Source organism: Janthinobacterium sp. GW823-FHT06H09 (genome assembly GCF_058794735.1).
This window is the reverse complement of the sequence record NZ_JBXAHC010000002.1, coordinates 144117-169385: the sequence shown is the minus strand read 5'-3', so window position 1 is coordinate 169385 and position 25269 is coordinate 144117. Positions and strand designations below refer to the sequence as shown.

18 protein-coding genes are annotated in these 25269 nt (G+C 64.8%); 8 read left to right on the top strand and 10 right to left on the bottom strand.

The window, feature by feature from the left end; genetic code table 11:
• Positions 1 to 16: 16 nt before the first annotated feature.
• The 7 genes from AC1Q6X_RS03325 to AC1Q6X_RS03295 form a co-directional block, all read right to left on the bottom strand.
• Positions 17 to 1714: a sensor histidine kinase gene (locus AC1Q6X_RS03325; RefSeq protein ID WP_492495092.1), complete on the bottom strand. Its 1698-nt coding sequence runs from the start codon at positions 1712 to 1714 to the stop codon at positions 17 to 19.
• A gap of 288 nt (positions 1715 to 2002) precedes the next feature.
• Positions 2003 to 4252, bottom strand: a complete 2250-nt coding sequence (locus tag AC1Q6X_RS03320; protein WP_492495090.1) for a hybrid sensor histidine kinase/response regulator — start codon at positions 4250 to 4252, stop codon at positions 2003 to 2005.
• Positions 4249 to 4611 carry an Hpt domain-containing protein gene (locus AC1Q6X_RS03315; protein WP_492495088.1) on the bottom strand — a complete coding sequence of 121 codons (363 nt, stop codon included), beginning with the start codon at positions 4609 to 4611 and terminating at the stop codon, positions 4249 to 4251. Before AC1Q6X_RS03315 ends, AC1Q6X_RS03320 begins: the two co-directional genes overlap by 4 nt.
• Positions 4612 to 4656: 45 nt before the next feature.
• Positions 4657 to 5283 carry a response regulator gene (locus AC1Q6X_RS03310; RefSeq protein WP_070223600.1) on the bottom strand — a complete coding sequence of 209 codons (627 nt, stop codon included), beginning with the start codon at positions 5281 to 5283 and terminating at the stop codon, positions 4657 to 4659.
• 74 nt (positions 5284 to 5357) lie between these two features.
• A complete protein-coding gene (locus AC1Q6X_RS03305) occupies positions 5358 to 6272 on the bottom strand; it encodes an HDOD domain-containing protein (RefSeq protein WP_070288177.1) in 915 nt (304 codons plus the stop codon).
• Entirely contained in the window at positions 6269 to 6898 is a 630-nt protein-coding gene (locus AC1Q6X_RS03300; RefSeq protein WP_492495085.1) for a hypothetical protein, read from the bottom strand. Before AC1Q6X_RS03300 ends, AC1Q6X_RS03305 begins: the two co-directional genes overlap by 4 nt.
• Positions 6899 to 6951: 53 nt before the next feature.
• Entirely contained in the window at positions 6952 to 8631 is a 1680-nt protein-coding gene (locus tag AC1Q6X_RS03295; protein ID WP_492495083.1) for a methyl-accepting chemotaxis protein, read from the bottom strand.
• Positions 8632 to 8943: 312 nt separating this feature from the next.
• Between AC1Q6X_RS03295 and AC1Q6X_RS03290 the strand changes: the two genes are divergently transcribed.
• Positions 8944 to 11394, top strand: a complete 2451-nt coding sequence (locus AC1Q6X_RS03290; protein ID WP_492495081.1) for a membrane-bound PQQ-dependent dehydrogenase, glucose/quinate/shikimate family — start codon at positions 8944 to 8946, stop codon at positions 11392 to 11394.
• Positions 11395 to 11470: 76 nt separating this feature from the next.
• On the opposite strand, the gene AC1Q6X_RS03285 is transcribed toward AC1Q6X_RS03290, so the two are convergent.
• Positions 11471 to 12562 (bottom strand): hypothetical protein, encoded by a 1092-nt coding sequence (locus AC1Q6X_RS03285; RefSeq protein ID WP_492495079.1) that lies wholly within the window; start codon positions 12560 to 12562, stop codon positions 11471 to 11473.
• A gap of 21 nt (positions 12563 to 12583) precedes the next feature.
• Positions 12584 to 16045: a DUF748 domain-containing protein gene (locus AC1Q6X_RS03280; RefSeq protein ID WP_492495077.1), complete on the bottom strand. Its 3462-nt coding sequence runs from the start codon at positions 16043 to 16045 to the stop codon at positions 12584 to 12586.
• A 245-nt stretch (positions 16046 to 16290) separates the two neighbouring features.
• On the opposite strand from AC1Q6X_RS03280, the gene AC1Q6X_RS03275 reads away from it, so the two are divergent.
• From AC1Q6X_RS03275 to AC1Q6X_RS03260, 4 genes are all read left to right on the top strand, one after another.
• Positions 16291 to 18426, top strand: coding sequence for a TonB-dependent siderophore receptor (locus tag AC1Q6X_RS03275; RefSeq protein WP_492495075.1), 2136 nt, complete (start codon positions 16291 to 16293; stop codon positions 18424 to 18426).
• A gap of 193 nt (positions 18427 to 18619) precedes the next feature.
• Positions 18620 to 19015 carry a DUF2946 domain-containing protein gene (locus AC1Q6X_RS03270; protein WP_492495073.1) on the top strand — a complete coding sequence of 132 codons (396 nt, stop codon included), beginning with the start codon at positions 18620 to 18622 and terminating at the stop codon, positions 19013 to 19015.
• A gap of 89 nt (positions 19016 to 19104) precedes the next feature.
• Positions 19105 to 21192, top strand: a complete 2088-nt coding sequence (locus AC1Q6X_RS03265) for a TonB-dependent receptor (RefSeq protein WP_492495071.1) — start codon at positions 19105 to 19107, stop codon at positions 21190 to 21192.
• 227 nt (positions 21193 to 21419) lie between these two features.
• A complete protein-coding gene (locus AC1Q6X_RS03260; RefSeq protein WP_139142896.1) occupies positions 21420 to 21641 on the top strand; it encodes a hypothetical protein in 222 nt (73 codons plus the stop codon).
• 43 nt (positions 21642 to 21684) lie between these two features.
• On the opposite strand, the gene AC1Q6X_RS03255 is transcribed toward AC1Q6X_RS03260, so the two are convergent.
• Positions 21685 to 21873: a hypothetical protein gene (locus AC1Q6X_RS03255; protein ID WP_139142897.1), complete on the bottom strand. Its 189-nt coding sequence runs from the start codon at positions 21871 to 21873 to the stop codon at positions 21685 to 21687.
• Between the two features lie 288 nt (positions 21874 to 22161).
• On the opposite strand from AC1Q6X_RS03255, the gene dsdA reads away from it, so the two are divergent.
• From dsdA to AC1Q6X_RS03240, 3 genes are read left to right on the top strand one after another with little or no spacing between them, the layout of a single operon-like run.
• Positions 22162 to 23481, top strand: a complete 1320-nt coding sequence (dsdA, locus tag AC1Q6X_RS03250) for a D-serine ammonia-lyase (protein ID WP_492495068.1) — start codon at positions 22162 to 22164, stop codon at positions 23479 to 23481.
• Positions 23482 to 23501: 20 nt separating this feature from the next.
• On the top strand, positions 23502 to 24401 hold the full coding sequence (gene dsdC, locus AC1Q6X_RS03245) for a DNA-binding transcriptional regulator DsdC (RefSeq protein WP_492495066.1): 900 nt from the start codon (positions 23502 to 23504) through the stop codon (positions 24399 to 24401).
• A gap of 41 nt (positions 24402 to 24442) precedes the next feature.
• Complete coding sequence (locus tag AC1Q6X_RS03240; protein WP_492495064.1) at positions 24443 to 25264, top strand: ferritin-like domain-containing protein; 822 nt, start codon at positions 24443 to 24445, stop codon at positions 25262 to 25264.
• Positions 25265 to 25269: the final 5 nt, after the last annotated feature.

Here is a 25269-nt window from a genome sequence, read left to right as displayed (position 1 = left end):
CAACTTTTGCGCACAACTATGCATGTGATAGTGTGGCCAATTTGCCCCCAAGGGACAGGGGCAGGTGCAGGCGGAAGACGGCACCCTGGCCCGGCGCGGATGCCACGCCGATGCTGCCGCCCATCAGCACGGCGAGCTGGCGCGCGATGGCCAGGCCCATGCCTGCGCCGTCATGGGCGCGGCTCGGCGAGTCGTCCGCCTGCGAGAATTTGTCGAAGATGACGCCCTGCTGCGCCTGCGCGATGCCGATACCCGTATCGCGCACTTCGATCTGCAGGTCCGCGCCGCTGTGCATGACGTGCACGTCGACCCGGCCCGCAGCCGTGTAGCGGATGGCGTTATCGAGCAGGATATCGAGCACGCGCACGAGGCGCACGCGGTCGCAATCGATGCTCGGCGGCGTGGCGGGTGCCACGTGCGCGGCCAGCTGCAAGCCCTTGTGGGCCGCGCGCGGCCGGTGCGGCGCCAGCGCCAGTTCCAGCAGCTGGTCCAATGGCGCGGCGCTGGACTGCAGCCTTACCTGGTCTTGTTCGAGCGCGCTCAATTCCATCGCCGCCTCGACCATGGCCAGCAACTGGCGGCCGCTGTCCTGTATCGTCTGCGCGTAGGCGGCCTGTTCCGGCTGGCGCAGCTGCTCCAGCAGCAGCTCGGAAAAGCCGAGGATGCCGTTCAGGGGCGTGCGCAATTCATGCGACATGTTCGACAGGAAGCGCGACTTCGCCTCGCTGGCGGCGATGGCCCTGGCGCGGCTGTCGACCAGGCGGCCGATCAGCAGCACCAGCGCGGCCCACGACAGCACGATCAGGGCGCTCGTGATGGCCGCCATCAGCAAGGCCTGGTCGCGGCGCGAGACGTAGTCGGCCAATACCGTGTCGCGGTCCAGCCCGACCAGCATGTACAGCGGGTAGCCGGCTAGTTTTTCGAACGCGTAAAAGCGTAGGACGCCGTCGACGGGACTGCGTTCGGTGAAGCCGCCCCGCGTTTTACCTTGCATCAGAGAAAATACCTTGCTGCCGCCGATATCCTGGCCGATGGTGTCGACGGCGCCGACCCGGCGCGCGCGCACCACGCCGTCGTTGCCGACCAGTTCGGTGGAGCTGTTGTCGCCCAGGTCGACTTCGTCGTACAGGCGGGTAAAGTAATACGGGTCCATCGAGACCACCACCACGCCCTTGAAGCGGCCATCGGCATGGTTGATGCGGCGCGTCATCTGGATCGACCATTTTTTCGACACGCGGCCCAGCACCGGCTTGCTGATATACAGTTCGCCGCTGTCGCGCTGCATGTGTACCCGGATGTGCTCTCGGTCGGCCAGGTTGGTGGGCTGAAAAGGGCGGCTCGACAGCACCATGTCGCCCTGTTCGTCGACGATGGTAAACAGGTTGTACAGGGGGCCGGGATTGAGGCCTTGCCGCAGATCGGCCACGATGTCGAGGCGGCTGCCCAGCGCCTGGTAGCGGCTGCGCAAATACGTGACCGCCTGATCCGCCGCCTCGATCGTGCGGATTGCGTGTTCGTCAAAGACGCGCGCCATGCTGCGCGCATCGCGCCCGGCGCCGGCGACGGCGGCGTCGTAGGCGTGCCGCAGTTGCAGCATGGTGATGCCCCACAAGCCCGCCAGCAGCACGGCCATGAAGAGCGACAGCAGGGTGCGCGTATCCCAACGCTCCCAACGCTCCCAGGCCATGGCCTTCCAGTATCTGTGCTGCCGCATGCCGCCTCCGCAAGGTCCGCCAGTTGTGCCGTTGTGCGAGGATGCCCGGCGTCGCTGGCGCGTCGTTTTATCAATTATAGCGAATATAATTGATTTTAACGATTAAAATGATTTATCGAGGAAAAGTGTTGTTTTGTGCGCGGCCCGGGCGGCTAAGTAATCCTCGGGAAATTATTGTGAATTTATGACGAACAGAACCGGATGCTGTGCAAGGCGCCTGCAGTGACGCAGTGCGAGCACTGCTAGCTGCGGGCAACACAGCACAGCGCCGGTTATGGAAGTCAGAAATTACAATAATTTATTGGGGGTTACTTCGCGTATCGCCGCCTGGCGCGTCAGCCAGCGGTCGACCATTTCGCGCAGCTGGGCGGCCGTAAACGGCTTGGACAGATAATCGTCCATGCCGGCCGCCATGCAGCGCTGACGGTCGTCCTCGGTGACGCCGGCCGTGAGGGCGATGACGGGCAGGCGCGGCGCGCCGCTGGCCGCTTCGCGGGCGCGCAGGGCCCGGCACGCCTGGTAGCCGTCCATGACGGGCATCATGCAGTCCATCAGGACCAGGTCGTACTGCTGCTCGGCCAGCGCCCGCAAGCCCAGCTCGCCGTTTTCCGCCGTGTCGATGCGGTAGCCGCGCGCGCCCAGCTGCAGGCACACCAGCTGGCGGTTCAGCGCCGTGTCCTCGACCAGCAGGATGCGCGCGCCCCCTTCCGAGGCTGTGGCGGGCGGGGCGGCCGGTTCCGATGGCGGCACTAGCGCTGGTTCCGGCTCCGGCTCCGGCGCCTGCGCCGGCATGCAGGGGATGCGCACGGTGAAGCGGGAACCGGCGCCGGGCGCGCTGCTGCAGAAAATCTCGCCGCCCAGCAGTGCCACCAGGTGCTTGCAGATGGTCAGGCCCAGCCCCGTGCCGCCATAGGCGCCGCTGATGCTGTCGTCGGCCTGGCAAAACGGCTCGAAGATGCGGCTCAGCTGCTGCCCCGTCATGCCGATGCCCTGGTCGCTGACCATGGCGACGAGGCAGGCGCTGGCGCCGTCCGGCGTGGCCGGTTCCAGGTGCAGGCGCACTGTCACCGTGCCGGAGGGCGTGAACTTGATGGCATTGCTGAGCAGGTTGCCGAGGATTTGCGCGAGGCGCGTGCGGTCCGAGCAGATCAGCGGCGGCACGCTGTTGCCGATTTCGCTGACCAGGAACAGCTGTTTGCTATCGGCCTGCGGGCGGTGCAGCGCCAGCACGTCGTCGAGCAGCAGGCGCGGGTCGAAGTCGCGCAGCTCGATGCCCATCTGGCCTGCCTCGATCTTGGACAGGTCGAGGATATCGTTCAGGATGCGCATCAGGTGCTGCACGCCATCGCCGATGCGCTGCGCATGCTGCCGCTGCGACGCATCGAGCGCGGTGTCCTGCAGCAGTTCGGCCATGCCGGCGATGCCCGCCATCGGCGTGCGGATCTCGTGGCTCATGACGGCCAGGAAGCGCGACTTGGCGGCATTCGCCGCTTCCGCGCGCGTTTGCAGCGCCAGCGCCATGGCCGCGTCGCGCTCCTGGCGCCGCAGCAGGGCCAGGATCAGCGCGATGGCCCCGGCCAGCACGAGCAGGCTGACCACGGCCGCCCCGCCCATGGTGCGCAGCATGCGCCGCCAGGCCGCCAGATACACCGCGTCCGTGACGGTCACGTTGACGGCCAGCGGATAGTCGCGCACCAGCCGGATGCCGGCCAGGCGGTCGACCGTGCGTCCCTGGTCAGCCGCGCGCGGCGTGTCCACCTGCAGCACGCCATCGCTCTTGCCCTGTTCCAGCAGGCGGTAGGTGCTGCCCGTCAGGTTGCGCTTGCCCATCATCTCGGGCACGGCCGGCCAGCGGGCCAGCAGCGTGTAGTCGCTGCGGTACAGGGAAAAGGCCGTGTGTTCGCCGATGCTGGTGCTCTGGAAGAATTTGCTGAAGAAGTCGCATGACAGGCCGACCAGCACCACGCCCAGGAAGCGGCCGTCCGGTCCGCTGATGCGCCGGCTGATATAGAAGGTCCAGGCGCCATTGCCCTTGTTTTGCACGGGCGCGCTGACGTGCATGCCGCCGTTCGGGTGGCGCCGGTGATACTCGAAGTAATCGCGCTCGCCGAGGCGGATGGACGGCGCGGGAAAGGCGCGGCTGAAGGCCAGCACGCTGGCGTCGCTGCCGACGATCGATACGACGTCCACTTGCGGCACGCCGCCGATCTTGTGCCGCAGCGTCTGGTGCATGGCCTGGGTACCGACGGCGGCGGCCAGCGCCTGCGCGTCCGCGGGGGCGGCGGCCTCGATCTCGTTGCTGACGCTGTCGAGCACCAACCGGGCCGCCGTCATGCTCTGCGCCGTGTTTTCCGCCAGCAGCAGCGACAGGTTCGACAGGTCCTGTTTCCAGTCATCGACGGCTTCGCGGTGCAGCAGCACGCCGGAGACGGCAATGCGCAGCGCCAGCAGGCCCACCAGCACCAGGCCCACGACGGTCGTCATGGTGCGCGGCCGGTAGCGGTGCACCAGGCGCAGGACGGCCTGGCGCGCGTTCATTCCTGCGTGCCCGTGTATTCAAGCATGCTGCGGCGAACCTCCTGCTCCACCGCGCCGAGCAGCGCCGCCGTTTCGGTCAGCCAGTCCGCTGCCGCCGCACCTTGATGGCGCACCAGCTGCTCGAGTGCCGCCAGGCGCGCCACCAGGGCGCCGGCGCCCAGCAGGGCCACGGTGCCGCGCAAGGTATGGCAGCTATGCACGATGGCTTGCGCCGCGCCGCCGCGCACGGCCTGCTCGACGCGCGCAAACATGGCCGGCGACGTGTCGAGGTAGGTCTGCGACAGGGCGCGGAACATCTCCAGGTCGTGGCCGGTGGCGTGGAACAGCACGGCAGGATCGATGTGGCGATAGGCTGGCATGACGGCTCCGTGGCGAGGGGAAAGCGGTGGCGGGAAGGTGACGCGCTAGGCGGCCAGGCTGTTGCGCCGCGCATGGCCGGCGCAGCAGGCGCGCAGATAGCCGCGCAGTTCGTCGTAATTGACGGGCTTGGCAAAGAACACCACGCCGGGCGGCACGCCGCCCCGTTCTCCCAGCTCTTCCTGCGTCAGGCTCGACAGCATGGCGATGTGCATGTCCGCCAGCAACGGGTCGGCCAGGATGGTACGGATCACTTCGTAGCCGTCGATGCCTTCCATGACGATGTCGGCCAGCAGGATGTCGGGCTGATCGCGGGCGATTTCCATCAGCGCCTGGTAGCCGTTCTCGCAAAAGCGCAAGTCCGCCTGCAAGCCCCATGAACCGATCTGTTTTTCATACAGCGCGCGTTCGATGGGATTGTCCTCGATCACGAGGATGGACGGTGGACGGCCCGATGGGACGGGGCGGTTGGCCCGTGCCGCGCGCTGGTCCTGGCCCGGCTGGCCGGGATTGCCCTTGTAGGCTTCGACGGCCGCGAGGGGAATGCGCCGGTGGCCGCCCTTGGTCTTCCAGGCTTCGATCACGCCGGCCTCGACCAGTTGCTGCACCGAGGTGACCGAGATGCCGAGGATTTCAGCGGCCTTTTGGGTAGTGCAAACGTCTGCAGTGTGCATGATGGGCTTTATGGTCGCGGATGTAGTTGAAGGGAATGATACGCAATCGGGCTCAAAAAATCAATTTCAACGAATTATATGAATTCACTAAAAACTTCGCGTGCGGCGGGCCGGACTCGCGTGCGCGTGCGGCCGGGGGCAATATGCGTCTGCGGTTCCAGGAGATCGCGCCGTTCGCTGCACTCGGCGCTGCTGTGGCGCAGCAGGGTTTCCATGTCGTTTCTGTCCAGGCCCAGTACCCGCGCGGCGGCCAGGACCGGTCCGCGCGGCCCCGCGCCGTTGCGCAATATCAGGTCGGCGAAGCCACTGGCCAGCTTCAGCAGCCAGGCCAGGTCCGTCATGCGCCCGGCCCGCCCGAAGCCGGGCGGCGCGGCATGGCAGCGCACGGCGTCGCACAGGATGTCCGGCATGCCCCAGCCCCGCATGAGCATGGCCGACAGCGCCAACTGGTGGCGGCCGAAGCGCTGCGACTCCGCGCACAGCAGCCGGGCCCTGGCGCCATTGCCGTACTGGCCCAGCAGTTCTCCATATTCCTGCGGATGCCAGGTGGCCAGGGCCAGCTGGCCGCAGTTGGCCAGCAAGCCGCAACTGTACAGCTCATCGGCCGGCGCCAGCTGCAGCGCGTCGCCGGCCACGCGGGCGGCGCACGCCATGGCCAGCGCGTGCGACCAGTAGCGCTGCGCGTCGAAGTGCGCGCACGTGGCCGCCGGCAGGGCCGGCGCGGCGAATGCCTGGCGCAGGGAGGGCAGGCCGATCGCGGCCAGCATCGCCGCGCTGACCGCCGCATGCGTGCGCTCGCCCGGCGGTACGCCCGCATTCGCCAGGCCGATGACCTTGCCCGTCAGGGCGGGATCGCAGCCCAGTTGTTCCGCCAGCTCATCGAGCGATACCTGCTGCTCGCACAAGTTTGCCAGCCAGTGGCAACGCCCGGCGGGCGAAGGCAGGATGGCGCCGCCGGGCAGGTGCGCCAGGTCGATATGCGCGCTCATGGCCGGCTCCCGACGCCGCTGCGGTCATCGGCTTGCGCCGCGCCCGCCGTCTGCAGGACCGTGACGGCCTGCGACAGCGCGTCGAGCGCCATCAGCAGTTCCGCATGCAGGCGGCGCAGCGCGCCGATATCGTTGGAAAATCCCGCGTGCACGGCCTGGCGCGCCAGCGCCTGCAGCGGGAGCAGGCCCATGGACTGGCTGCCGTCGAGGATTTCCTGCGCCAGCACGCGCGCCGGCGCGGTCCGTTCGCAGCGCAGCGCATGGGCGATGCCGGCCAGGCGGTCGCGCGTCTCGGCCACGAACAGGGCCAGAATCTCGCCCTGCAGGCGCCGGTCGTAGCCGAACATGGCGTCCAGCCGGGCCGCGTCGAACGGCGGCGTGTCCGGCGCCCTGGACGCTGGTGGTGGCGGTGTGCTGTCCGCCACCTTGGCCGGCGGGACCATTTTGCGCATCTGCAACAGTGCATGCAGATCGGCCGGTGCCGCGCGGCCGGCCTGGCGCCCGCGGGTACGGCGCCAGAGCAGGGCGGCCAGCAGCAACACCAGGCCGGCCAGGGCCAGCGCCGTGCGCATCAGCGACAGGTCTTCGCAGCGAAGGAAGGGGGGGATGGCGAAGAGGGTGTTCATGACTGTGCTCCAATGAATGCTATCTAGGCAAGTGATGCTGCGTGATGGCGGACCTAAAAGACGTCCCAGTCGCCCGCGTCGGCGGTGGCCGGTGCCGCGGCTCTGGCCTGGCCTGCGGGCCGCGTGGCGACCAGCTTGAGCGCCGCCTTGTGCTGTGCGGGCCGCCGCGCGGCTGGCGCTTGCGGCGCCGCGCCGGCCTGTCCTGGCGCCAGCTTGAAGGCGCCCACCACGCCAGCGAGCCTGGCCGCCTGCTCCTGCAGCGATTGCGATGCGGCCGCCGCTTCCTCGACCAGGGCAGCATTCTGCTGCGTGGCTTCATCCATCTGCGTGACGGCGCGGTTGATTTCCTCGATGCCCGTGCTTTGTTCCGCGCTGGCGGCCGAGATTTCGCTGACGATGTCGGTGACGCCGCGTGCCGTGTCGACCACTTCCGTCATGGCCGCGCCGGCCTGCCGCACCAGCTTGCCGCCTTGTTCGACCTGTTCCACGGAATCGCCGATCAGTACCTTGATTTCCTTGGCGGCGGCCGCCGAACGGTGCGCCAGGTTGCGCACTTCCGTGGCCACGACGGCAAAGCCGCGCCCTTGTTCCCCGGCGCGTGCCGCTTCCACGGCCGCATTCAGGGCCAGGATATTGGTCTGGAAGGCGATGCCGTCGATGACGCTGATGATGTCGGCGATCTTGTTGGACGAGCTGTCGATCGCTTCCATGGTGCGTATCACGTCGTCCATGACTGCTCCGCCCCGCTGCGCCTTGTCCGAGGCGCTGACGGCCATTTGCTTGGCCTGGCGGGCGTTGTCCGCGTTTTGCCGCACGGTGGCCGTCAGTTCTTCCATGGCCGAGGCGGTTTCTTCCAGCGAGCCGGCCTGCTGCTCCGTGCGCGCCGACAGGTCCAGGTTGCCGGCCGCGATCTGGCCCGATGCCGTGCTGATGCTGTCCGTGCCGGAACGCACTTCGGCCACGATGCGTACCAGGCTCGCGCTCATGTCCGCCATGGCCTTCATCAGCTGGCCCACCTCGTCGTTTGACGCGGTGTTCACTTGCACGCTGAGGTCGCCGCCCGCGATGGTGCGGGCCACGTCGATGGCGCTGGCCAGCGAAGCGGCGATGCGCCGCGCCAGCAGCAGACCCATGCCGGCCACCAGCGCCGTCACGGCCAGGGCCAGGCCGATGGAAATCCAGCGCGCGTTGGCGGCGGCGGCGGCGCCATCGGCCGCGCCCTTGGCGGACACGTTTTCGTTGTAGCGGTGGTGGGCGGCGAGGGCGTCGACCAGTTCCTTGATGATGGGCTGGTTTTCCATCAGCAAGTCGCGTGCCGCGTCCACTTCGCCCGCCTTCGACAGCGCCAGCACCTTGTCGCGCACCGTGTCGTAGCGCGCCAGCACGGCACGGTCGGCGGCCAGCAGCGCGCGGTCCTGCTCGTCGGTGACATCGTCTTTTTCATACTGGTCGAGCGCCTTGCCCACCGCCGCGCGCGCTTCCCTGATGCCCGCTTCGAGCTTGTCGCGCCCGGCCGCATCCTTGCTGGCCATGTGCTGCCAGACGGCCGTGCGCATCTGCGCGAACGGCACGAAAGCCTGGTTCAAGGTCAGCAGGCTGGGCACTGTGTTGACGGTGGCATAGCTGGCCGCCGTGTACACGCGGTCCATCTGGTAGATGCCAAAACCCGCCAGAGCGGCCAGTCCGAGGACGACGGAAAGAATCAATGCGTACAGCCGTTTAGCGATGGTCATGATGGGCGCCGCTCCAGTGAAGTGAAATGCAAGAAAAAGTGGTTGGTTTCGCTGTTTTTTTCATTTTACGATAAAAATTCGTTTTATTCGAGAAATTTGTTGTTAATTTATTTTATTTAATGATTTTCATCAAAATCGTACTGCTGTAGCTGGCTCGACGGTCAGCTCGTGTATAAAAAGCCACACGGCACGCGGCGCCCGTTCTCGCGTGTGGCACGCTTTGCCGATTGGTGAAAAAATGCAATTTGCTTGATTGCAATCAAATACGGTGCGCAATCGCGTGCCGCCGACTGACTCTTGTAAAGGAGCATCATGACTGCCTCTGCCCGGCCTGGACCCTTGCTTGTCATCACCGCAGTCATCTTCATCTTGCTGGGCCTGGCGCTTGCCGGCGGCGGCGCCTGGCTCGTCAGCCTCGGCGGTTCCTGGTATTACGTGGTGGCCGGCATCGGCATGCTCGTCGCGGGCGCGCTCGTGTGGAAGGGGCGGCGCAGCGCCCAGCTGTTTCTCGCGCTGCTGCTGTTCGGTACCCTGATCTGGTCCGTCATCGAAGTGAAGTTCGACTGGTGGCAATTGCTGCCGCGCCTCGATATCTGGTTCGCCGCCGCCGTCTGGCTGCTGCTGCCGTTCGTCGACCGCCGCCTCGATCCGCCCTTGACGGCCGGGGCCAAACCGCGCGACGCGGGCAAGAGCGCCCTGACGGCGGCCGTGGTGCTGACGGCCGCCGTGGGTATCTTTTCCCTGTTCCAGGACTATTACACCTTGCATGGCGAAGTGCCGGCCGAGAACATGGCGGCCGCGCCGCAAGGCGATTTCGCGCCGGGCGTGGCGCCCAATGACTGGGCCGCGTATGGCCGTTCCGGCTATGGCGACCGCTATGCGCCGGCCGCGCAGATCACGCCGGCCAACGCGGCGCAGCTGAAACAGGCGTGGGTGTACCACACGGGCGACTTCAAGGGACCGAACGACCCGGGCGAGATCGCCAACGAAGTCACGCCGCTGAAAGTGAACGGCATGTTGTACCTGTGCACGCCGCATAACATCGTCATCGCGCTCGATCCGGACACGGGCAAGGAGCTGTGGCGCCACGATCCGAAGATCAACCGCGACGCGTCGAGCTACCAGCACATGATCTGCCGCGGCGTGGCCTACTGGGACGTCAACGCGGGCCGCGCCAAGGGCGACCCTGCGCCCGAGGCGGCCGGCATGGAGTGTCCGCGCCGCATCTTCGCGCCGACCATGGATGCGACCCTGATCGCCGTCAATGCCGATACGGGCGCAGCGTGCAAAAGCTTTGGCGAAAACGGCGTGATCGGCCTGTACCACGGCATGGGCATGAAGAAGCGGGGCTTTTTGATGCCTACCTCGCCGCCGGCCGTGGCGCAAAACGTGGTGGTGATGGCCGCCAGCGTGACCGACAATTTTTCCACGGAAGAGCCGTCGGGCGTGATTCGCGGCTACGACCCCGTCACTGGCAAGCTGATGTGGAACTGGGATGCCTCGAACCCCGACGACACGGCGCCGATTGCCGATGGCAAGACCTACACCAACAATTCACCGAATTCCTGGGGCGTCTCCAGCGTCGATGAAAAGCTGGGCATGGTGTACATCCCGATGGGCAATGAAACGCCCGACACGTGGGGCGGTAACCGCAATCCGCATGGCGAGAAATACAATAGCGCCATCGTCGCGCTGGACCTGGCGACAGGCAAGGTGCGCTGGGTCTACCAGACCGTGCACCACGATATCTGGGACATGGATATCGGCGGCCAGCCGACCCTGGTCGACATCGATACGCCGAAAGGCAAGGTGCCGTCCGTGGTCGCCACGACGAAACGGGGCGACATCTATGTGATCGACCGGCGCGACGGCAGCCTGGTCGTGCCGGCGCCGGAAAAACCCGTGCTGACCGCCAACGCGGCCCCTGGCGACCGCCTCTCGCCCACGCAGCCGTTCTCGGCGCTCACGTTCCTGCCCGAGAAGCACATCAGCGAAACGGACATGTGGGGCACGACACCGTTCGACCAGCTCGCGTGCCGCATCATCTTCCGCCAGCACCGCTACGAAGGGCCGTTCACGCCGCAGACGGTGGCCGAAGGCAAGATCAAGGGTGCCATCATTTCGCCCGGCCCGCTGGGCATCTTCGAGTGGGGCGGGGCGGCCGTCGATCCCGTGCGCCAGCTGCTGCTGGTGAACCCCGACTACATGGGCTTCCTCGAGCGCCTGGTGCCGCGCGCGCAAGCCAATGCGCCGGGCGGCACGGGCACGGAAATGGGCTTGCAGCCGCAGACGGGCGTGCCGTTTGCCGTGGAAATCAAGCCCTTCCTGTCGCCGCTGGGCTTCCCGTGCCAGGCGCCGCCGTGGGGCTATATCGCCGCCGTCGACCTGCGCACCATGAAAAAAGTGTGGATGCACAAAAACGGCACCACGCGCGACAGTGCCCCCGTGCCCATCGCCTTGCCGCTGGGCGTGCCCAGCCTGGGTGGCATCAGCACGACGGGCGGCGGCGTGGCTTTCCTCAGCAGCACGCTCGACTATTACATCCGCGGCTACGACGTGCGCAACGGCAAAACTGTATGGAAAGCCCGCTTGCCGGCCGGCGGCCAGGCCACGCCGATGAGTTATGTCTCCGACAAGACGGGCAAGCAGTACGTGGTGGTGATGGCCGGCGGCCACGGTTCGCTGGGCACGAAGATGGGCGACAGCCTGGTGGCGTTTGCCTTGCCGGATGAGGCGGTGAAGGAGGCGGGGAAAGCGAAGTAAGAGGATAAGTAAGTGAAGCGCATCGGCGGCATGGACTGGCCATGCCGCCGATGCGCTGCCATTGAGGTGCCCGACGCTATGGCACGCGGCGATTCAAGACGATGAGTTCGGCATTCTCCGCTGTATCGTCGCCCATCGGGTAGAACACGACCGCATAAGCATGCTCCGTGGTCTTGTTGATGCTGGAAATGACCAATTTGTCACGGGGTATGGGCAAAAGCGCGTTTGTCAGCAAGTTCCTGTAGCCTTGCTCGCCTTTGCTATAGAATATTTCCAATAACTTATCATTTTTCGTGGTCAGCCAGCCGTTTCCAAACTCGGTATTGAAACGCGTGACAAAAGTGTCGTCAGCGATGTCGACTGGTTGCCATGTATTGAACAGTGGATCGGCAAAGTCCACCAATGCAATGATTTCGCTTGCCCCAGCCGCATCTATTTTTTCGAGAATGATTTTATCGTTGTCTTGCGCCAGCAGATAAGAATCCTTGTCGAACGATGAGCTCAGTATCTGTAAAACATCGATATCCTTCGCGTCGATTTCCCGCGAGCGCAGGACGTTGCCTTTTTCATCGATCTCCCGGTGCAGGAGAATGCTGCCGTCATTGGCCAGCAAATGAATTGTCTTGTCGCAAATGGAAATTCGGTTATTTGCGGGTAATGGAATCTTGACATTGTGTTTCTTCTTCAGTTTTCCATTGATAAACTCGATGGCCAGGATTTTGTCCGGCTTGTTATCTTCAAAAGGCACATCGTGAAATATCGAATACGAGTCCGTCGTTCCAATGAAGTTTCCTGTAAATGGACGGTTACCCTTTGGTAATTCCACACCCTCACGATGAAAGACGGGAATGCTGATTTCCAGTTCTTTATCAGGATGATAGGGGATGACGGAGACATAATTTTCCTGATCCGGACTCAGGAACAGTGTCGGCAAAATGCCGTCATCCTCGGCGTAGTTTTCAATACTGCCATCCATCGCGACAGTCGTATATATCAGCTTGTAGGTGCCATTTTTTTTGTAGACGTAATTAGCCAGCAGCGTCTTGTCAGCAAAGGAGATGCTGTCTTTGGCCGATATTGCTGTTTCAGCAAGTAACGTTGTCATTGTGCCCCAGTCGCCTTGCGCGACAGACGATGTATAGGGTGCTACCTTGTCGAGGTTTTTCATGCGTCAGATGGTTTCCATATTTTATTGTGCCGCCAATCCCAGCTTCAGCCCCACCAGCTTGCCCGGCGCAGCCTCCGTTTTTTCCGGCGCGCCCGCGCTGACCCTGGCCGCCGGCGTGCCGTCCTGCTGCAGGGCGGCCACAATCGCCGCGCTGCGCTGGGCACCCAGTTTATTCAAGGCATCGGCAGGCAGGGGCTGCTTGGCTTCCAGCTGTTCGCGCAAGCCGTTGTAGAACGCGCCCGTGTCGGCCACTTGCGGCTCGCCCTCGATCAGCTTGCCCAGGCGTTGGAAGACGGGGATCTTGGCCGCCGCCGGCGCGGAAGCGCTGGCGGAGGCCGCCGCTGGGGCAGGTGCGGCAGACTCCGCCGCCTTTTTCTGCCTGTCCAGCTCGGCCTTGCCGAAACGTTCGCCATACAGGTCGCGCAGGGCGCCCCGTACCTTGCGTTCGCCCAGGTTCAACGGCCCCGGTTCTTCGCCCGCTTCCAGCTTGATGCCGGCCTTGGCGGTGACGGCGCGGCGCACGGCCTGGGCGCGCAGGGCGGCTCCGTCCGTGTCGCTGTACTGGCCCGGCACGGCCAGCTTCAGCTGTTCGCGCTTGGCGAGGATCTGCGCCACCTGCTTGAGTTTTTCCCGCTCGGGCGGCAGCAGCACGGCGCTGCCCGCATCGAAGTCGATCGATTCCAGCTTGTCGGCGCTGATGCCCAGCAAGTTGCCCAGCGCGCGGAACGGCGCCGTGACGATTTTCGTCAGCACATTGCCCACGGCTTTCCAGATCAGCGCGCCATAGCTGAATTGCGGGTCGTTCATGTCGCCCGACACGGGCAATCCCAGGTCGATGCGCCCGTCGCTATCCTTGAGGATGGCCAGCGCCAATTCCAGCGGCAGCTTCAGGGCGTCCGGACTGTCGATGCGTTCGCCCAGGGTCAGCTTGTCGAGCACGATCTGGTTGGTGCCGTCGAGCTGGCGGTTGCGCACCTTGTATTGCAAGTCCAGCGAAATCTTGCCTTCCGCCACTTTATAGCCGGCGAATTTCATCGTGTACGGCGAGGCGGATACCATGTCGACGTTCTTGAAGACCACGTTCAAGTCCGTGTTGTCGGTCGGGGCGAAGGGATTTAATTGTCCGCGCACGCGCGCCAGGCCGAATTCGTCGATGCGGCCGTCCAGTTCGATCTGGCTGCGCGCATCGCGCTTGGTCGACAGGCCCGTGACGACGCCGTTCAATTCATAGATTTTCGCCGCAAACTGTGGCCGCAGGCTCAGGTCGGCAAAGTCCAGCTTGGCATTCTGCAGGCGCACGCGGCGTACGCGCACGGGGAAACCTGCGTCGGCCGCAGGCGCGGTGGCGGTAGCAGGAGCGGGTGCCGTGGCCGGCTCGGGCGCCTTCACCAGCAGGCGCTGGGCATTGAGGCTGCGGTCGTTTTCGATGATCAGCTGCGCATTCGGTTCGACCACGCGCAGCTCGGGGATGTCGACAAAATCCGGGCCCACGCTCGCTGTCAGCTTGTCGGCACGCACGCTTTTCCATGACGCAAAACGCTTGCCATCCGTTTCATTGAGCACGAGGCCGGCGATATCCACGCCGCCCTCATAGCGCACTTTCGGTGCCTTCGGCGCGCCGCCGCCCGTCGTCAGGCGCCCGCTGCCGGAGAGAGTGCCGCCCGCCAGCTTCAGTTTCAGATGCTGCGCCAGCAGCGGTTGCACGGGTGCCAGGGTCAGCTGTTTCAGGTTCAGTTGCGCATCGACGGCGCCCGTGCCCGGCACGAACTTGCCGTTGGCCGTGAGCAAGCCGCCTTCGCGCAGGCCCACGCCCAGCTCGAACGGCAGCGCCTGCTTCATGTCGTTGCTGACCTTGTGCAGCGACAGGCTGGCATCCTGCAGCGTGCCCTTGATGCCCGTGCCCGCGTCTTCGAAACGGGCGCCGAATTTGCTCAGTTCCACCTTGTCTACCGTCGTGGACCACGGCGCGGAAGGGATTTCCTTGCCTGCGTCGGCCTTGCCGGAGGAAAACACGGGCAGTTTTTGCGCAATCGCAAACTCTCCCTGGCGGTTGCGCGCCAGGTCAATCTGCGCACCGCTGGCCGTCACGGCGCCCAGGTGCACGCTACGCGCCGCCAGGACGATCTTGCCTTCCGTAAAGCCCAGCTGGGCCAGCTTGAACGGGGTTTGCGTGCCCCGTTGCATGGCCAGGTCGGCCAGGCTGAAATTGGCGCCGTCGATCACGGTGGCCATGCCCGCTGGCCCTTGTTGCAAGCCCAGCTGCAGCTGCAGTTGCAACTGTTTCGCGCTCAATTGCAGGGTAGGCGTGACGGTTTCATCGATGGCGGAGACGTCCACATTGGCCAGCGCCAGCTGTTTTAAATCCACCTTCCACTTGCCAGGTTTGGCTGGCGCGGCGGCCGGTGCTGCAGGTGCGGGATTGCCCGGCAGCATCAGGTTCGCCACGTCGATCTCGCCCTTGCTGTCGCGCCGCACGGCCACCTTGCCGCCGTACAAGTTGATTTTATCCACCGTGACGTTCTGGCGCGCCAGATCCACGTTCACGCCGGCGATGCCCAGGGTGTCCAGCGATGTAAATGGCGCGCCCTTGCCGTCTTGCACCAGCGCCAGGTCGCGCAAGGCCAGGCCCGCGCCCTTGACGGTCGCTTGCAGCGTGCCGTCGGCATAGGAAAAGGCGTAGGGCAGGCGGGCCGACAGCTTGCCGCTGGTGACCGTCGCCCGCGTGTACGCCTTCAAATACGCGGCCAGGCCGGGCAGGGAAGCGTCGTTCAGTATCAACTCGCCTTCGCCCCGGATCGGGCTCAGCGAGGCCGTGCCGCGCCAGTGCAGCTTGCCGCCGCGCGCCGCGTCGGCGCTGAGGCTGTAGCTGCCGTTGGCATCGGGCAGGGTGGAGATATTGTCGAGTGTAAAGTTGATCGGCGTGAAGTTGTCCGCATAACCGGCCTTCTGGTCTTGCCAGTCCACTTTGCCTTGCTCCAGCGCAAAGTGGCCGATGACGAGGCGCGGCATGCCGCCGTCGCTCTTGTCCGGATGATTGCGTTGCCAGGTGGCCAGCACTTCGGCCAGGTTGAACTTGCCGTCCGGCGTGATGGTCAACTGCGCCTGCGGCGCCGTGATGCGGATTTCCGCCAGGCTCCAGGCGCGGCGCACGATGGATTTCCATTCGAGTTGCACGGCCAGCGCGCCGATGGACAGCAGCGGCGCGCCGCTCTGGCCACCCGCGCTGGCCGCTTCCTTGAAAGCGATCTGGTCCGCTTCCAGGCGCAAGGTGAACGGGTTGAAGCGCACGTCGGCGATGCTGGCCTGGCGCGCCAGTTCTTTTTCTGCAAATTTGGGCAGCTGGTTTTTGATGACGTAGGGTACCAGCCAGAAACCGGCCGCGCTGTAGGCGGCCAGGACGCAGCCGGTGCCGACGGCCCAGCGCTGCCAGCGTTTCCAGCGAAATGTTTTCGTCTGCACGCTTTTGTTGTCGATTGTGTTCACGAACTTACCTTTTGATCTTGTTGGGCGGCACATCCTGCACGCCGTGACTGTCAGTATGCCTCTTTGCGGCCTCGTCTGCAAAATCCAAACGTGTTCAAGTGATAACAGGCGCCAGGGTGGCCTTGTTTCTCCTGTAAAACTCACACAAACCCACCCTTACTTGATAATGATTCTCATTATCGGTATCATGCGCGCTAACCGTAAGTTTCCATCCGTACATATTTTCTCATTGAAAGCCCGATGTCATGCCTGTCGTCTCTCCCCGCACCCGCTTACTTCCAGTCGCCGCGGCCCTGTCGCTGGCCTTCGCTTCCCATGCGGCCCATGCCGCCAGCGGCCAGGACGATCTGACGGCTGGCGATGAGAAAGTCATGCAAGCCGTGCAAGTGACGGGCGCCCGCGCGCAAGGCCTGGTGCCCGTCACGACGGAGGCGGGCAGCTTTCGCGGCGCCAACATCATGGACGTGCCGTCGACCGTCAACGTGATCACGCGCGAATTGCTGGAGCAGCAAGCCGTGTCCGGCCTGTACGATGCCGTGCGCAATACGGCGGGCGTGACGCGCCAGCAAAATGGCGGCGAAACCTGGGATCAGCTGGTGATACGCGGCATCGCCGTGGAAAACCGCACGAATTACCGCCTCAACGGTTCCATGCCCATCATGAATTTCTCGCAAGTGCCCATGGAAAACAAGGAACGGGTGGAAGTGCTGAAGGGCGCCTCGGCCCTGTACTACGGTTTTACGTCGCCGGCCGGCGTCGTCAACTTCGTCACCAAGCGGGCGGGCAGCAAGCCCGTCACCAGCATGGGCCTGAGCCTCGATGACCGGGGCAGTGCCGTGGCGAATGTCGACGTGGGCCGCCGTTTCGGCGCGCAGCAGGAATTCGGCGTGCGCATCAACGCGGCCGGCGGCACCCTGGGTTCCTACCTCGATCATGTCGGCAATGGCAACCGCAGCTTTCTCTCCACGGCGCTGGACTGGCGGGTGACAAATACACTGCTGTTGAAAGCCGACCTGGAATACGACCGCCGCAAGGTGACGGAGCAGGCGGGCGTGGCCTTGCCCACCGCCGTGAAAGGCGTGATCAACCTGCCGCGCGCCGTCGATCCGCGCAACTTGATCGGCCCCGACTGGTCGAATTTCGAGGCGCAGACGAAAAACGCGCAATTGCGCGCCGACTACGCCATCACGGATGGCTGGGCCTTGACGGTGGAGGCGGGCCACTCGGAAACGGCGCGCGACCGCCGCCTGGCGATCTTCCGCCTGAATAACGCGGCGGCCCTGGCCACGGGCGCGGGCCGCATCACGGGCAATATCCAGCACAGCGTGACGGCGTCGGACTTGCTGCGCGCGGAACTGGCCGGCAACTTTAATACGGGTTTGATTGCCCATGAACTGACCCTGGGCGCCTCGCGCACGGACAAGTCGCAAGATCCTATCTACCAGAGCAACTACACGATCGCGTCGCAAAACCTGTACAAGCCCGTGCCCGTGACGAATGTCGTGTTCGGTCCCAAGCCGACGGCGCCGACGACGGCTGCGCTCGAGACGCGCGACACGGGCTTGTACGCGCTCGACCGCATGGTCTTCAGCCCGCAATGGCAAAGCGTCATCGGCGTGCGCCGCAGCAGTTATCAGAGCGACCAGGGTGCCAGCCACTACGACGTCAGCAAGACGACGCCGATGGCCTCATTGATCTACAAGGCCACGCCCGAACTGTCGTTTTACGCGTCCACGGCGCGGGGTCTGGAAGAGGGTGAAACGGGCCCGACGGGCACAGCCAATCAGGGCGTCAAGATGGCGCCCGGCGTGAGCAAGCAGAAGGAGCTCGGTGCGCGCTGGCTGACGCCGGGCGGCACCTTGCTGTCCGCCGCGCTGTTCGACATCACGCGCCCCGGCTATTACACGAATAGCAGCAACGTCTTCACGTCGGACGGCGAACAGCGCTACCGTGGCCTGGAACTCTCGACGCAAGGCAAACTGACGCGCCAGCTGTCGTGGCAAACGTCGGCCCAGTTCCTCGACCCAAGCTTTGCGCACATCAACGCCGACTACAATGGCAAGGCGCCGGAAAACGCGTCGAAACGCACGGCCAGCGCCTTCCTCGCTTACGCGTTTGACGCCGTGCCTGGCCTGTCCGTCAACGGCGGCGCGTATTACAACAGCGCCCGTCCCGTCAACGACCTGAACCAGGCCTTCCTCGGCGGCGTGAGCCTGTTCAGCGCGGGCGCCCGCTATGCGAGCCGCGTGATGGACAAGGCCGTCGTGTGGCAGCTGAACGTGGAAAATGCGGCCGACAAGCGCTACTGGGCCGGCGCGGGCACGCGGCTGGCGTCGGGCGCGCCGCGCGCCATCAAGCTGTCGATGAAGGTGGATTTGTAAGAACGCCTATCAAAACCTACTGCGCGTCGTGATCTGCGGCCTGCGATGCTCACTGCCTCGGCGGCCCCGTGCCAAGCACAGTTCCGCTTCTCAGCCACAGCTCCCTTCCGCTCGCTACGGTTTTGTTAGGCGTTGTAAGCAAGGTTTGACTTGCACCCTGTGCGCAGGGGCCTTGCCCTGATACAATGTTGCCATGTTCATCAGCAAAGGCAAGGCCGGCATCGTCCTGTGGATCGCGTGTATCGCCATCTTCCTGGCCACGCTCGCCCCTACGGTGTCGCGCGCGCTGACGGTCGCCAGCGGCATGGCCGTGCCCAGCCTGGAAATCTGCTCGGTGGCGGGCGGCATGAACATGTTGCCCGCAACATTGTCCACTGACGCGCCTGATACGTCCAAGGGCAGCATGCGCATGGGCGACTGCCCCTGCTGCAGCATGCATGCGGATACCTTGTCGATACCGCCCACCACCCTCGTGCTCGCTTCCGGCGAGCTCCTCACGGGCTTGCTGCCCGAACTGTTCTACCAATCCGCCACGCCATTGTTCGCCTGGACGCCCGTCCAGCCCCGTGGGCCTCCCGCCGCTTTCTGATCTGTCCCTTTCCCTGAACTGCCTTGCGCCGCGCGTGCCGTGCGCTTGCGCCTGTTCATCTTACCTATACAGAATCTGAAAGCAGCACCATGAAACATTTACCGTTCTTGATTTCCCTCGCCATCGCCATGCCCGCCGTGGCGCAAACGTACAATGAAGCAGGCACCACCGTTTTGCCGGAAATGAAAGTCATCGTCACGGCCATAGGCGACGGCTACCGTCCCGCCGCCGACACGGCGCTGATGCTCTCCAGCACGCCCGGCTACAGCGTGGCGGCCGGCGGCGGCGTGGCCGGCTTGCCAGTGGTTAATGGCTTTGCCGATGACCGCCTCAAGATTCGCATCGACGGCATGGAACTGACGTCGGCCTGCGCCAATCATATGAATGCGCCGTTGTCGTACATTGATCCGCAACAGGTGCAGCGCATCCGCCTGATCGCGGGCGTGACCCCCGTCAGCGCGGGCGGCGACAGCATCGGCGGCACCATCGAGGTGCAATCGAACGCGCCCGTCTTCGCCCGGCCGGGCGCGGGCCTGCTCACGCAAGGCAGCTTTGCCGTGTCGGGGCGCAGCGTCAACAACAGCGTGGCGACCAGCGTGCATGCCACGGCCGCCAGCGACGTGCTCAGCATCGGCTACAGCGGCGCTTACACGCGCGGCCACAGCTATGAAGACGGCCACGGCAATAAAGTGCTGGCCAGCATGTTTGAAAGCATCAACCAGGCCATCGTGCTGGCGGCGAAGGGCGATGGTCAGCAGCTGACCTTGCGCGCCGGCGTGCAGCACATCCCGTACCAGGGTTTTCCCAACCAGTACATGGACATGACGGACAACCATGGCCAGTTCGCCAACCTCGCTTACCAGGGCACATTTGCCTGGGGCGTGCTGGACGCGCGCGCCTACTGGCAGCAGACGGACCACGAAATGGGCTTTTTCACGCCCGAGCGCAAGGGCACGATGCCGATGATTACGCATGGCCGCAACACCGGTTATGCGCTGATGGCCAGTCTGCCGACAGGGGCTGGCGAGTTGCGCCTGGGTCAGGAGTGGCACGGTTTCCGCCTCGACGATTACTGGCCGGCCGTGCCCGGTTCCATGATGATGGGACCGCGCACCTACCTGAACATCAATGACGGCAAGCGCGACCGCGCCGTGCTGTTCGGCGAGCTGGAAACGCGCCACGATGCGCGCTGGACGAGCGTGCTGGGCGTGCGCGGCGAATCCGTGCGCATGGAGTCGGGCGACGTGCAATCGTACGGCACCAATATGATGAACATGCCGGACGTGATGGCCGCCAAGGCCTTCAATGCGCGCAGCCGCAGCCAGCGCGACACGAATATCGATGCCTCCGCGCAAGCGACGTTCACGCCGGACCTTGCCAGCAGCTATGCATTCGCGCTGGCGCGCAAGGTGCGCTCGCCCAACCTGTACGAGCGCTACTCGTGGGGCCGCGGCTCGATGGCCATGACCATGACCAACTGGTTTGGCGACGGCAACGGCTATGTGGGCGATATCGACCTGAAACCCGAGACGGCGTACACGGCGGCGTTCACGGCCGACTGGCATGGCGGCGGCGAGGAGGGCTGGTTCCTGCGCGTCAATCCCTATTACAGCAAGGTCGACAATTACATCGACGTCGACGTGCTGGCGTCTTTCCACCCGTATATGAAAATGGGCGCGAACGGTAACTTGCTGCGCTTTGCCAACCACGACGCCAAATTGTACGGCGCGAATGTGGCCTGGCAGCTGCCGCTGGCCGACAGCGCCCGCTGGGGCCGCTTCATGGCGACGGGCAATGCGGCTTACACGCGGGGCAAGCGCAGCGATGGCGGCGACCTGTACCGCATGATGCCGTTCAACGCCTTGCTGGCCGTCGAGCACAAGCTGGGCGCCTGGAGCAGCCGCATCGAAACGAAGATCGTGGCCCGCAAGGACAAGGTCGATGCCCGCCGCTTCGAACCGGAAACGGGCGGCAATGCGCTCGTCAACCTGCGCAGCAGCGTGGCATTGAACAAGATGGCCAGCCTGAGCGCCGGCGTGAGCAACCTGTTCAACCGCGCGTATGCGGACCCGCTCGGCGGCGTGTATCTGTCTGGACTGAAAGCGAACGGCGGGGCGCTGCAAGCCTTGCCGGCCGAGGGACGGTCGATTGACCTGGGGCTGCAGCTGAAGTTTTAAGCCTGCTATCAGCGTGCGTCTTCCTGCCGCCGATGCGGGGGGAAGGCGCACGCTGGCAACGCCGCATCGGCGAGCGCCATGTGGTCGTGACAATGTGCGCATGTTTCTCGACGGTAATTTGTTATGCTCTCTGGCGCCTGCTTCAGGCGTTTGGCGCACATGGGTGCGATAGCGGAGGCTGAAGGCTTTATCTGCTGAAATGAAGCTGACTTAATATAAAGGTGTCCATGATCGCATTTAAAGATTTTCGTTCGACCACTGCGGGCAGTCCGCTTTCCGATGGCATGGACCGGTCGCTGGTATTGGCCAATGAATGGCTGTTAAAAACCGGCGTTCGTCCGGTCAACATCGAAACCATCACGGAAACGCGAGGCTGGACGGCGTTAGCCAAGGTTGAGCGAGGGATACGGGTTTGGTATGAAGTGGCGCCTCCTCCCTTGAAGTCCTGAGCTGTTCAGGCAGACCATTCCCCGCTCACCGGCCGCAGAGCCATCAACTTCCGCCTCCGCTCTTTTTTCGCCGTGAGCCCGTCAGCACGCGCAGCGCGGTGGCGATCGGCACCTTGTTCTTGGCCAGGTAGGCGGCGGCCGTGGCGGTATCGAGCATTTCCTGGAAAATAATGCCGACCTCGACCTTTTGGGCCGTCAAATCGTCCTGCCTTGCGCAGTCGAGGATATCCATATTCGTAGCAGTAACTTTGTCATTCTTGGAGCGCATTTTTGCCTCGGTAGAAAAGAGAAAAAATGTCTCCTTTATTTGCCTTTAAGATAACTTATTTTTGTGACTTTGTGGAAATTTTTCTTTAATCGATAGTGCCTTCAAGAATTAAATTTAGCTATGGGCCAAGGTTAGTGCCTGGGGATGAATGCGGGATAGATGACATTCTCTCATGCATTGCCTGATCAACCATCGTTTGCCAGCGGCGCCCGGATGCGCTCTAATCATGGCTTGTTCCTACACGAGGTTGCCATGCTGCCCACTCCCGCCATCGCCGCGCTGCGCGAAAAATTTCCCCTGCTTACAGAACTGATGGCCTTGCAGCCCTTGAGCTGGTTCAATCCCCGCATCGCCCCGGCGGCCGAGGGTTTGAAGGATGTGGGCTTGACGGCGGACGACGTGGCCGATGCCAGCGCGCGCCTGGCGCGCTTCGCGCCGTACCTGGCCAAGGCGTTTCCGGAAACGCAGGCCAGCGGCGGCGTCATCGAGTCGCCCGTCGTGCCGCTGCCCGCCATGCAGGCGGCCTTAGACATGACGAGCGGTCAGCTGTGGCTCAAGCAGGACAGCCATTTGCCCATTTCCGGCTCGATCAAGGCGCGCGGCGGCATCCATGAAGTGTTGAAACATGCGGAAATGCTGGCGCTGGACGCGGGCTTGCTGAAGGAGGGCGATGACTACAGCGTGCTGGCCAGCGACGCCGTGCGCGCCTTCTTTGGCCAGTATGCGATCGCCGTCGGCTCCACGGGCAACCTGGGTTTGTCGATCGGCATCATGAGCGCGCGTCTGGGCTTTCGCGCCACCGTGCACATGTCGGCCGATGCGCGGCAATGGAAGAAGGATAAATTGCGCAGCCACGGCGTCACCGTCGTCGAGTACGCGACCGACTACAGCGTGGCCGTGGAAGCGGGGCGCCAGCAGGCGGAGAACGACCCCACCTGCCACTTCGTCGACGATGAAAATTCGCACGATCTGTTCCTCGGCTATGCGGTGGCGGGCCAGCGCCTGCAAGCCCAGTTCCAAGCGGCCGGCGTCGCGGTCGATGCGCATCACCCCCTGTTCGTCTACCTGCCGTGCGGCGTGGGCGGCGGTCCCGGCGGCGTGGCCTTCGGCTTGAAGCTGGCCTTTGGCGATTTTGTTCACTGCGTCTTCGTCGAGCCGACCCACTCGCCGTGCATGCTGCTGGGCGTGCACACGGGCTTGCACGAGGGAATCAGCGTGCAGGAAATCGGCATCGACAACCTGACGGCCGCCGATGGCCTGGCCGTGGGACGCCCGTCCGGCTTCGTCGGGCGCGCCATGCAGCGGCTGATCGACGGCTACGCCACCGTCACCGACGAAGAACTGTACCGCTTGCTGGCGACGCTGGAACAAACGCAAGGCTTGCGCCTGGAACCGTCCGCCGTGGCCGGTTTCGCGGGCATCCCTGCCGTGCTGGCCGCGCCGCAATACCAGGCGCAGCTGGAAACGGCCACCCACCTCGTGTGGGGTACGGGCGGCAGCATGGTGCCCGAGCAGGAAATGGCTGCCTACGTGGCGCGCGGCCGCGCCTTGCTGGCGGCCGGATCCGCGTGATGCCGCCCGGCATGCCGCGCATGTCCACGCTGACGGCCAGCCAGTTCGCCAACCTGCACACCTTTCTCGTGGCGGCGCGCCATGCCAGCTTCGCGCTGGCCGCGCAGGAACTGGCGCTCACGCCCAGCGCCGTCAGCCACCGCATCGCGCGGCTGGAAAGCAGCCTGGGCTTGCGGCTGTTCCAGCGCCTGACGCGGCAAGTCAAACTGACGGCCGACGGCGAGCGCATCTTTGCCGCCCTGCAAATCGGCTGGGACGGCCTGCAGGCGGCGCTGGCCGGCGGCGATGCGCTGGCGGGCAGCATCACCGTGCATGCGCGCCCGTCCATCGCCCAGTGCTGGCTGGTGCCGCGCCTGGCAGGCTTCGCTGCACAGTATCCGGACGTGTCGATCGACTTGCGCGTGGGCAATGAAAGCGTGGACTTTCGCGCCGGCCAGGTCGACCTGGCCCTGCATTACGGCGACGGCCACTTTCCCGGTCTGGCATCGCGCAAGCTGATGGAGGAATGGCTGGCGCCCGTGTGCAGCCCGCGCTATGCGCGCGAACACGGCTTGTTTGACGCGCCGCATCAGCTGTCCAGCGCGACGCTGCTGCACGACACCCTGGCCTGGCCCGCCTGCGCGCCCGACGCCGAGTGGCGGTTGTGGCTGGACGGGCAGGCGCCGGAGGTGACCTTGCCGGCGCGCAGCCTGCGCTTCGACCGCGCCGACCTGTGCGCGCAGGCGGCCATCCACCACGCTGGCGTGGCCATGGGCCGGCGCCAGCTGGTGCAGCCGTGGCTGGCCAGCGGTCAGCTGGTCTTGCCGTTCGGCCCTTTCAACTTGCCCAGCCCGCAGGCGTATTACCTCGTGCATGCCGCTCGGCCGCTGCCGGCGAGGGTGCAGGCCTTGTTCGATTGGCTGCTGGGGCAGGCAATTTGATACACTGCGCCCCTCATTGAAACGCGCACGAAAGTATGCCCATGCAGCCATCCCCATCGACTTCGACCGCGCCGGCGCAATTGCGCGAGTTACGCAGCACTGCGCTGGCCTGCCTGCTGGAACCGGACCCGGCGACCAAGGTGGCGATGGTGGCCGCCATGGCCGCGGCGCCGCTGGCACTCGATGCGCAGGCGGACTTGGCGCCCACGGGCGCCGTGCCGGGCCGGCCCGAGCGTCCGGAACTGGTGCCGCCGCGCCTGGTGGGGCGGCGTTCGATGATCACGCCGGAAGGGCGCGCCATGCTGGTGCACGCGCTCGCGCATATCGAATTCAACGCGATGAATTTGGCGCTCGATGCCCTGTGGCGCTTCCCGGACCTGCCGGCTGAATACTACACGGACTGGCTGCGCGTGGCGAAAGAGGAAGCGACGCACTTTGCCATGCTGCAGGCGCACCTGCAGGTCTTGGGCCACACGTATGGCGACTTCCCCGGCCACGACAGCCTGTGGGAAATGGTCGACAAGACGCGCGGCGACGTGCTGGCGCGCATGGCGCTGGTGCCGCGCACCCTGGAAGCGCGGGGCCTCGATGCGATTCCGCCGCTGCGCGCCAAGCTGGCGCAGGCGGGAGATCTGGCCGCCGCCGCCATCCTCGACATCATCCTGCGCGACGAAGTGGGGCACGTCGAGATCGGCAACCGCTGGTACGGCTATCTGTGCGGGCAGCGCGGCCTGGAGCTGCGCGCGACGTATGCCGAGCTGGCGCTGCGCTATGAAGCGCCCACCCTGCGCGGCCCGTTCAACCTGGAAGCGCGGCGGCGGGCGGGGTTTTCGGAGCTGGAATTGTCCGATCTGCCCGCCTGACCTTG